Here is a 3,941-nt window from a genome sequence, read left to right on the forward strand (position 1 = left end):
ACGGCATCGAGGAAGGCCTTGGCCATGCGCTTGCAGCTTCCCTCGATGGTCTCGTCTTCCTCGGCATTGGCGAGCGCGCCCTGGACGGCCTTCCAGCCGATTTCCATGGTCACGCCGTGATCGCCGTCACCGATGACGCCATCCAGTTCGGACAGCCAGTCGCGCTCGGCAATGATCTCGTCGCCGGCCCGCTGCATCATGGCGCGGAAGATTTCGGGCGTAATGATCCCTTCGCGCTTCAGATTGGTTGCGGTTTTCGCCTTGGCAGGCGTGTCCCCAGCCTGGGCCGTTCTTCTGGCCGAGCGGGCGCTGCTTGCCGCGGCGCCCTCGATGGCTCCGACCGTCAGGGCCGGCGTCCGGCAGGGATGGTCCAGAAGCCGCGTCAACTCGTCGTCCAGCTTGATCAGCGTGATCGACGCGCCCGCCATTTCCAGAGAGGTGGCGTATTCGCCCACCCATGAGTGATGGATCTCGATGCCCCTGTCGTCCAGGATATGCTTGAGCCGGTCGAAGATGATGTAGAGTTCGACCAGTGATGTCGAGCCCAGCCCGTTGACGAGCACGGCGACGCGGTCCCCCTTGGCGGGGGCCATTTCGCCGAGGATGGTGTCCATCAGTTCGTCCGTCACCGTATCGGCCGGTGCCAGCTTCTCGCGGCGGACGCCCGGCTCGCCGTGAAGGCCCATGCCGATTTCCATCTCATCGTCGCCGATCTCGAAATTCGGCTTGCCGGTCTGAGGCAGGGAGCAGGCGCCGAGTGCAACGCCCATTGACAGCGTTGCGTCATTGGCCTTCTGTGCCAGCGCCTCGACCCGGGCAAGCGGTTCGCCCAGATCGGCCGCCGCGCCGGCGATCTTGAACACGAAGAAGTCGCCGGCAATGCCGCGTCGCTCCGCGCGCCGTTCCTTCGGTGCGGAGGCGACGTCGTCGGCAACCTGCACCTGGCGCACCTGCGTGCCCGAGGCCTCAAGCTCCTCCGCGGCCATCGTGAAGTTCATCACGTCGCCGGTGTAGTTGCCATAAAGGAAAACCACGCCCGCGCCGCCGTCGGCCGCCCGGGCGGCGTCGAGGATCTGCTCGGGCGAGGGGGATGCAAAGATGTTGCCGACCGCGGCCGCATCGGCAAGGCCGCGCCCCACATAGCCGGCAAAGGCGGGCTCGTGGCCCGAACCGCCGCCGACGACGATACCCACCTTGCCGTCACGCGGGCCATCCACGGCGACAATGGCGCGGCCCGTGCCGCCTTCGCGCGTCAGCATGTCAGGATGCGCCGCCACCATGCCGGAGATGAGTTGCGGGATGATGTCTTCGGGCGCGTTGATGAGTTTTTTGGTCTTGGTCATTTGAATTCCACTTTGTCAGTTCATGCGCCGTCGCGGCGAAGATAGCGGCGGGAGATCGCATCAAACGAGATCGCGATGACCACGATGGCACCGGACACGACGCCCTGCCAATAGGGCGAGACGCCGAACAGGACAATGATGTTCTCGATGATGGCGATGATGCAGGCGCCGAAGATCGCGCCGAGCGGCGAGCCGACGCCGCCTGTCGTCGCCACCCCGCCGATGACCGCCGCCGCGATCGGGGCAAGCACCCAGGTCTGGCCGATTGAAGGCTGGGCTGTGCCAAGCCGCGCCACCATCAAGAGGCCCGCGAGCGCGGACAGCATGCCGGCGAAGGTGAAGACGAGAATACGAATCCGGTCGACGCGAATGCCCAGCATGCGGGCTGCCGCCGCATTGTTGCCGATGGCGTACATGTAGCGGCCCATCGACGTCTTCATCGTCAGAAAAAGCGCGATGACCAGTACCACCAGCATGATGAGGAAAGGCACCGGAAGGCCGAAGACATCGCCCCGGCCGAGGAACTGGATGCCCTGCGGAATGCCGGTGATCGCGACGCCCTTGGTCAGAACGAGAATCGCCCCGCCGTAAATGCCCGCCGTGCCGATTGTCAGAACCAAAGAGTGCAGGCCGAGTGTCGTGACCAGGAAGCCGTTGAGGAAGCCGAGCGCCATGCCCAGCGCCAGCGCCAGAACCAGGGCCATGCCCCAGGGGAGGCCGGCCTGCACCATCAGCATGCCGGAAACCACGCCGCACAGGCCGCCGATGGTTCCAAGCGACAGATCGAGCTCGCCCAGAATCATCAGCGACGACTGCGCGATGGTGACCAGCCCGACAAAGGCCAGGCCGCGCGCGATTACCGACATGTTGTAGCCCGACAGGAAGTAGGGCGATACCAAAGCCGAAATGGCGAAAATGACGACCAGCGCCACGAAGACGCCGGCGAGCGGATTGCGGACCAGGATTGCAAGCGCCGATGGCGCGCGTGTTTGAGTGGTCTTGTCAGTTGACATGGGAAGCCTCTGCCTCGTTCGGGGTCTGTGCCTCAGACCCGGCGCCGGTCGCGAAGATCGCGCCAACCAATGTTTCGGTATCGGTGGCGGCGGCATCGAAATCGCCGGTGATGCGGCCGCCATGCATGGTGATGATCCGGCTTGCGCAGCGCCTGAGTTCCGTCATCTCCGAGGAGATCAGGATAATGCCGACGCCGTCCTCGGCGAGCTCTCTCATGATCCGGTAAATCTCCGCCTTGGTGCGGATGTCGATGCCCTTGGTCGGCTCGTCGAAGATCAGGATGCGGGGCGTGGTGGCCATGGCCCGGCCGATGATCGCCTTTTGCTGGTTGCCGCCGGAGAGGTTGGAAATCCGCTGGCCGGGGCTCGACGCCTGGATGTCGTAGTCATCGATCACCCGGCGCACGAGCTTGCTTTCCTTGCCGAAATCGATGCCGGCAGCGCCCGAGGTGAGCGACAATGCGGAGATGCCGATATTTTCGCGCAGCGACAGCAGCGGAAAAATTCCGTGATGCTTGCGTTCCTCGGAGAGATAGAGCATGCCGGCATTGACCGAGGCGGCCGTGTCGTTCAGCCGCCATTTGCGGCCTTCGACCTCGACCTTGCCGGACGATGCCTTGCGAAAGCCGAAGATGGTCTGCATCAGTTCCGAGCGGCCCGCGCCCACCAGTCCGGCAAAGCCGAGAATCTCGCCGCGTTTCAGGCTGAAGCTGATGTCATCGAACATGTGACCCGACAGGTGTTCGACGGTCATGATCGTGTCGCTGACGGGGCAGTTTGGCCGGAAGTGCTCGTCGATCGCCACCTCGCGGCCGGACATCGCCCGGATCAGCGCGGTCTCGTCGATATCGGCGATCCGGCCCGCATCCACCTTCCGGCCATTGCGCAGAACGGTGTAGTCGTCGCCGATCTCGAAGACCTCTTCCATCTTGTGCGAGATGAAGACGATCGCGTGGTCCCGGTCCAGAAATCCGCGGATCACCTTGAAGATCCGAGCCACTTCGCGGGCAGTCAAAGCCGAGGTCGGCTCGTCCAGGATCAGGACCTTCATGTCCTTGTTGGTCGAGGCGCGGGCGATCTGCAGAAGCTGCTGGTCGGGCACCGATATGTGCCGCACGAGATCGGACGGCCTCGCGTCAATGCCGAACCTGTCGAGATAGGTCTGCGCCTCCCGCTCCATCCGCCGCCGGTTCACGAACGGGCCGTGTCCGGTGCGATCGAAGGGCATGAACAGGTTTTCCGCCACGCTGACATCGGCGAACAGCGACAGTTCCTGCGGCACATAGGCAATGTTGCGAAAGAGATCGGGATGATCGACGGGATCCTTGCCATCGATCTCGATCGTGCCGGTGGTGGCGCGGTCGGAGCCGGTCAGGATCTTCACCAGTGTGGATTTTCCGGCACCGTTTTCGCCGGCCAGAATGTGGGTCCGCCCCAGTTCGATGTCGAGATCGACGTCGTCAAGCGCGGTCACGCCGGGAAAAACCCTGCCGAGGCCGCGTGCCTTGAGGTAGGTCATGTGTCCTCCTGAGCATGTTTCCGATCAATCCATCGCGTGGCATTGAAAGGAACGCGGGCCGCATAC

Annotated in this window: 3 protein-coding genes; all 3 read right to left on the bottom strand. The window is 63.9% G+C overall.

The window, feature by feature from the left end:
* Positions 1-1,343, bottom strand: a 1,343-nt coding sequence (locus tag B4E36_RS13205; RefSeq protein WP_345900453.1) for a dihydroxyacetone kinase family protein, incomplete at its 3' end; no start/stop codon positions are given.
* A gap of 20 nt (positions 1,344-1,363) precedes the next feature.
* Positions 1,364-2,356 (bottom strand): ABC transporter permease, encoded by a 993-nt coding sequence (locus B4E36_RS13210; protein WP_018064280.1) that lies wholly within the window; start codon positions 2,354-2,356, stop codon positions 1,364-1,366.
* Positions 2,346-3,875 (bottom strand): sugar ABC transporter ATP-binding protein, encoded by a 1,530-nt coding sequence (locus B4E36_RS13215; RefSeq protein ID WP_292057715.1) that lies wholly within the window; start codon positions 3,873-3,875, stop codon positions 2,346-2,348. Before B4E36_RS13215 ends, B4E36_RS13210 begins: the two co-directional genes overlap by 11 nt.
* Positions 3,876-3,941 lie beyond the last annotated feature (66 nt).

The sequence above is a fragment of the Martelella sp. UBA3392 genome (assembly GCF_002358775.1).
GTDB classification, from domain to species: Bacteria; Pseudomonadota; Alphaproteobacteria; order Rhizobiales; family Rhizobiaceae; genus Martelella; species Martelella mediterranea.